Genomic DNA, 4,944 nt, shown 5'->3' with positions numbered 1-4,944 from the left:
GTTGAGTTCTCAAGGAACGGACGCTTCCTTCGTACTCACCCTCTCGGGCTTTCCTCCGGGCTTTTCCCTTCGGTCTTGCGTTTCCGACTCTATCAGATCTTTCCGATCCGATTTCCTCGGTGCCTTTCGGCTTGCTTTCCGGTTTCTCGGCTTCCCGATTCACCTTCCGGCTGCCTTTCGGCGTGTCCACTACTTTAGCCGATTTCCCGGGCGACTCATAATCGAGCCATTCGAGACGAATTTCGGCATGCCGAAATCGAACCCGTTCGGGTTGTCGTAGGTAGTGGATGGCCGCTCCCGGGTCGCCTGAACAAGCAGGCCCGTTTCCAGCGGCTCGGGCTACGTTAGGCGTCCGAGAGGGCCGAGTCAAGTCGAGTCAAGAGGGCCTCTTGCGTGGCGCGTGGGCTCGGTAGGGGCTGACAGTGGGGTCCTCGTCGATCCAGAAGCGCCAGGGGTGCGGCGCGCCGTCGCCGCCCACGCCCGTGCGCGGGCCGCTGCGGACCTGGTCGGGGCGGGGTGGGAGGCCCGTAAGTACCGCGAGGGGGGCGTCGGGACCTGCGCAGATGTCGGTGCCGTTCAAGGACAAGGTGATGTCCAGGGCGGTGGCGAGACGGGCGGGGCCCTTGGCCAGTTCCTTGTCGTAGCGGGCCGAGAGTCGACGCTTGCGGGCGGACTCGGCGCCCCGCTGGATTTCACCCGCTCGGAGCAGCACTCCACCGGCGTGGCCCTTGGGGCCGCACACCAGGTTCAGGCAGTGCCACATGCCATAGGTGAAGTAGACGTAGGCGTGACCGGGCGGGCCGAACATGACCGCGTTGCGTGCGGTGCGGCCGCGGAAGGCGTGCGAGCCCGGGTCGATCTCGCCGGCGTACGCCTCCACCTCCGTGAGACGTAGCTCGATCGGGCCGTCCTCCGTTCTGCGGACGAGCGTGCGGCCGAGCAGGTCGGGGGCGACCTCCAGTACGGGGCGGTCGAAGAAGGCCCGAGGCAGCGGCGTACGGTCGGGGCTTTCGCTCATGGCGTCCGAGCCTAGTGGGGGCCTGCTGGGGCGCAGGTGGGAACCGGCTACGGTCGTCGCGCGTATGTAGGGCCAGGACCAAGTAAGGAGTGGACAGACATGGGCTTCAAGAAGCTGCTCGCGAGCCTCGGTGCCGGTGGGGCGTCCGTGGAGACGGTGCTCACCGAGGAGAACGTGGTTCCGGGCGGGGTCGTCCAGGGCGAGGTGCGGATCCAGGGCGGATCGGTGGACCAGCAGATCGAGGGGCTCTCGATCGGGCTGCAGGCGCGCGTCGAGGTCGAGGGCGGCGAGCAGGAGCTCAAGCAGGACATCGAGTTCGTGAAGGTGCGGCTCGGTGGCGCCTTCACGGTGAAGGCCGGCGCGGTGCACGTGGTGCCGTTCGGTCTGGAGATCCCGTGGGAGACGCCGGTCACCGCGATCGCCGGGCAGCAGCTGCGCGGCATGAACATCGGGGTGACCACCGAGCTGGAGATCGCGCGCGCGGTGGACTCCGGTGACCTGGACCCGATCAACGTGCACCCGCTGCCGGCGCAGCAGGCGATCCTGGACGCGTTCCTCCAGCTGGGCTTCCGCTTCAAGAGCGCGGACATGGAGCGCGGTCACATCCGGGGCACCCGGCAGAAGCTGCCGTTCTACCAGGAGATCGAGTTCTTCCCGCCTCAGCAGTACCGCGGGCTGAACCAGGTCGAGGTCAGCTTCGTGGCGGACGAGCGCGAGATGGACGTCGTCCTGGAGATGGACAAGAAGCCGGGGCTATTCAGCGAGGGCAGCGACTCCTTCCGGTCCTTCAAGGTCGGTCTGCAGGACTTCCACACCACCGACTGGGCGGCGTACCTGAACCAGTGGCTCGCGGACGTCGGCGGCAAGCGCAACTGGTTCTAGGCTCGGCCCGACACCTGTCAGTCAGATCGGGCGATACGGAGGTTCAGACGTGGCCGAGGGCAAGAGGGCGCCGCTCCCTCACGACTTCCACCCGCCGGTGCCGGAGTTCACCGTGGTGAGCGACGACATCGTGCCGGGTGGGGTGCTGAAGGACGGTCAGGTGTACTCGGCGGGGAACGTCTCTCCCCATCTTCGCTGGGAGGGCTTCCCGGCGGAGGCGAAGAGCTTCGCCGTCACCTGCTTCGACCCGGACGCGCCGACGGGCAGCGGGTTCTGGCACTGGGTGCTGTTCGACATCCCGGCGTCGGTGACGGAGCTTCCCGCGGGCGCCGGCTCGGGGTCGTTCGAGGGGCTGCCGGCGGGTGCCGTGCATGTCCGCAACGACTACGGGTCGCAGGACTTCGGCGGCGCCGCGCCGCCGGCCGGTGAGAACCACCGGTACGTCTTCACCGTGTACGCGGTGGACAGCGAGAAGCTCGGGCCGGACGCGGACGTGTCGCCGGCGGTGGTCGGCTTCAATCTGCGCTTCCACACGCTCGGGCGTGCCCAGCTGATCGCCGAGTACGCGAGTCCCGCGCAGTGACGCCGACGGCGCACTGACGCGGACGGCGCGCGCCGCTGAGGCGCGCAGCTCAGCGTTCGTTTGTTGTTTGCCCGCTTCTGGTCTTGGAGAGATCAGAAGCGGGCATCTTTCGTTGCGCGCAGATATTGCGTTGTCCTACCCCGGCGCGCCCGGCCAGAGTTGATCCAAGCCCGGAAGCCCGCCAACAGGGTCGGGCCGGCACACGGGAGGTGGGCACAATGCGGGACACGCTGGTACTGAACGCGAGCTTCGAGCCGCTGTCGACGGTGACACTCAACCGTGCGGTGGTGCTTGTCCTGACGGACAAGGCCGTCGTGGAACAGGCTCATCCCGATCTGCGCATGCGTGGCGCCGCCGTCGACCTTCCGGTGCCCCGGGTGATCAGGCTCTGCCGCTACGTACGGGTGCCGTTCCGAAGACACGCTCCGTGGTCGAGGAGGGGCGTGCTGGTGCGTGACCAGCACCGGTGCGCGTACTGCGGGAGGCGCGCGACGACCGTGGACCATGTGGTGCCGCGGGCGCAGGGCGGTGGGGACAGCTGGCTGAACACGGTCGCGTCGTGCGCCGAGGACAACCACCGCAAGGCGGACCGGACTCCGGAGCAGGCCGGGATGCCGCTGCTGCACGAGCCGTTCGTGCCGACTCCGGCGGACGCGATGCTGCTGGCGATGCGGGCGGGTGAGCGGGCGGAGCTGCCGGAGTGGCTCGCCGAGTCGGCGGCCTGAACGCGTCCGTGACTGTGTGAGCCCGCCCCTCCTGGGGGCGGGCTCTTCCGTTTCTCGGGCTCTTCGCGCTAGTCCAGCGTGAGTTGGAGGATCGCGATGATGCCTACGGCGATGATGACTCCGCGCAGGACCGCGGGCGGCAGCCGGCGGCCGACCTTGGCGCCGATCTGTCCGCCGATGGCCGAGCCGACGGCGATCAGCAGGACCGCCGTCCAGTCGAACTCGGCGACGAAGAGGAAGAAGACGGCGGCGACGCCGTTGACGACGGCGGCCAGGACGTTCTTGACGGCGTTGATGCGCTGGATGCTCTCGTTCAGCAGCAACCCCATGAGCGAGAGGTACAGGACGCCCTGAGCGGCGCCGAAGTAGCCGCCGTACATGCTGGCGAAGAAGAGTCCGACGAGGAGGACCACGCCGCCGTGCCGGGGGGCCTCGGTGCCACTGATTTCGCGGCGGCGTTTCACCGCGGCGGAGATGCGGGGCTGGAGGACGACGAGGACGAGCGCGAGGCCGATCAGGACCGGGACGATCGTGTCGAAGGCCTCGGAGGGCAGGGCGAGCAGCAGGATCGCGCCGAGGAGTCCGCCGAGGAGGGCCACGGCGCCGAGGCGGAGGACGCGGGCCTTCTGGCCTTCGAGTTCGGCGCGGTAGCCGATGGCTCCGCTGATGGAGCCGGGGACCAGGCCGAGGGTGTTGGAGACGTTCGCGGTGATGGGCGGAAGGCCCGTCGCGAGCAGCACGGGGAACGTGATCAGGGTTCCCGAGCCGACGATCGTGTTGATGGTGCCGGCTCCGATACCGGCGGCGAAGACTGCCAGTGCTTCCCAGATGGACAAAGCCATCTCCTTACATGGTCAGTGAGTCGCCTCCCCGCCCTGACGAAGCATCGGGGTCGAGGGGCTCTCACCGATCATGCAGCATTACGTGTACGTGTCAGTCAACCGGGGGTTCTTCGCGGCGCTGCGCGCCGACGCCCGGGCCGGACTCCTTGCCGGCCGATCCGCCGCCGGTGTTGAAGCCGGGGACTCCGCCGCCGAGGTTGCCGAAGGCGCCGGAGAGGCCCTTGAGGGCGTCGCCGATCTCGCTGGGCACGATCCAGAGCTTGTTGGCGTCGCCCTCGGCGATCTTCGGCAGCATCTGGAGGTACTGGTACGAGAGCAGCTTCTGGTCCGGGTCGCCGGCGTGGATCGCCTCGAAGACCGTGCGGACGGCCTGGGCCTCGCCCTCGGCCCGCAGGGCGGCGGCTTTGGCCTCACCCTCGGCGCGCAGGATCTGGGACTGCTTCTCGCCCTCGGCGGTGAGGATGGCGGCCTGGCGGGTGCCCTCCGCGGTGAGGATCGCGGCGCGCTTGTCGCGGTCGGCGCGCATCTGCTTCTCCATCGAGTCCTGGATCGACGGCGGCGGGTCGATCGAGCGCAGCTCGACGCGGTTGACCCGGATGCCCCACTTGCCGGTCGCCTCGTCCAGCACATACCGGAGCTTCTCGTTGATCTCCTCACGGCTGGTCAGCGTCTGCTCCAGGTCCATGCCGCCGATGATGTTCCGCAGCGTGGTCATGGTCAGCTGCTCGATCGCCTGGATGTAGTTGGAGATCTCGTACGTCGCCCGGACCGGATCGTTCACCTGGAAGTAGATGACCGAGTCGATCGACACCATCAGGTTGTCCTCGGTGATGACGCCCTGGGGCGGGAACGCGACCACCTGCTCGCGCATGTCGATCGTGTAGCGCACCTTGT

At 68.2% G+C, this 4,944-nt stretch carries 6 protein-coding genes; 3 read left to right on the top strand and 3 right to left on the bottom strand.

Going from position 1 to position 4,944, the window contains the following annotated elements:
• Nucleotides 1–376: 376 nt before the first annotated feature.
• Nucleotides 377–1,018: a DNA-3-methyladenine glycosylase gene (locus VIU94_RS06105; RefSeq protein ID WP_331908357.1), complete on the bottom strand. Its 642-nt coding sequence runs from the start codon at nt 1,016–1,018 to the stop codon at nt 377–379.
• A gap of 99 nt (nt 1,019–1,117) precedes the next feature.
• Between VIU94_RS06105 and VIU94_RS06100 the strand changes: the two genes are divergently transcribed.
• The 3 genes from VIU94_RS06100 to VIU94_RS06090 all read left to right on the top strand — a co-directional run bounded on the left by VIU94_RS06100 (nt 1,118) and on the right by VIU94_RS06090 (nt 3,208).
• Nucleotides 1,118–1,900, top strand: coding sequence for a sporulation protein (locus VIU94_RS06100; protein ID WP_331908355.1), 783 nt, complete (start codon nt 1,118–1,120; stop codon nt 1,898–1,900).
• Nucleotides 1,901–1,949: 49 nt separating this feature from the next.
• Entirely contained in the window at nt 1,950–2,483 is a 534-nt protein-coding gene (locus VIU94_RS06095; RefSeq protein WP_331908352.1) for a YbhB/YbcL family Raf kinase inhibitor-like protein, read from the top strand.
• A 218-nt stretch (nt 2,484–2,701) separates the two neighbouring features.
• Entirely contained in the window at nt 2,702–3,208 is a 507-nt protein-coding gene (locus VIU94_RS06090; protein WP_331908350.1) for an HNH endonuclease, read from the top strand.
• Nucleotides 3,209–3,276: 68 nt separating this feature from the next.
• Here VIU94_RS06090 and VIU94_RS06085 read toward each other — a convergent pair whose 3' ends face one another.
• Complete coding sequence (locus tag VIU94_RS06085) at nt 3,277–4,050, bottom strand: sulfite exporter TauE/SafE family protein (protein ID WP_331908348.1); 774 nt, start codon at nt 4,048–4,050, stop codon at nt 3,277–3,279.
• Nucleotides 4,051–4,141: 91 nt separating this feature from the next.
• A partial coding sequence (locus VIU94_RS06080) for an SPFH domain-containing protein (RefSeq protein WP_331908346.1) occupies nt 4,142–4,944 on the bottom strand: 803 nt, incomplete at its 5' end.

Source organism: Streptomyces sp., assembly GCF_036566765.1.
GTDB lineage: Bacteria > Actinomycetota > Actinomycetes > Streptomycetales > Streptomycetaceae > Streptomyces.
This window is presented reverse-complemented; position numbering and strand designations above follow the sequence as displayed.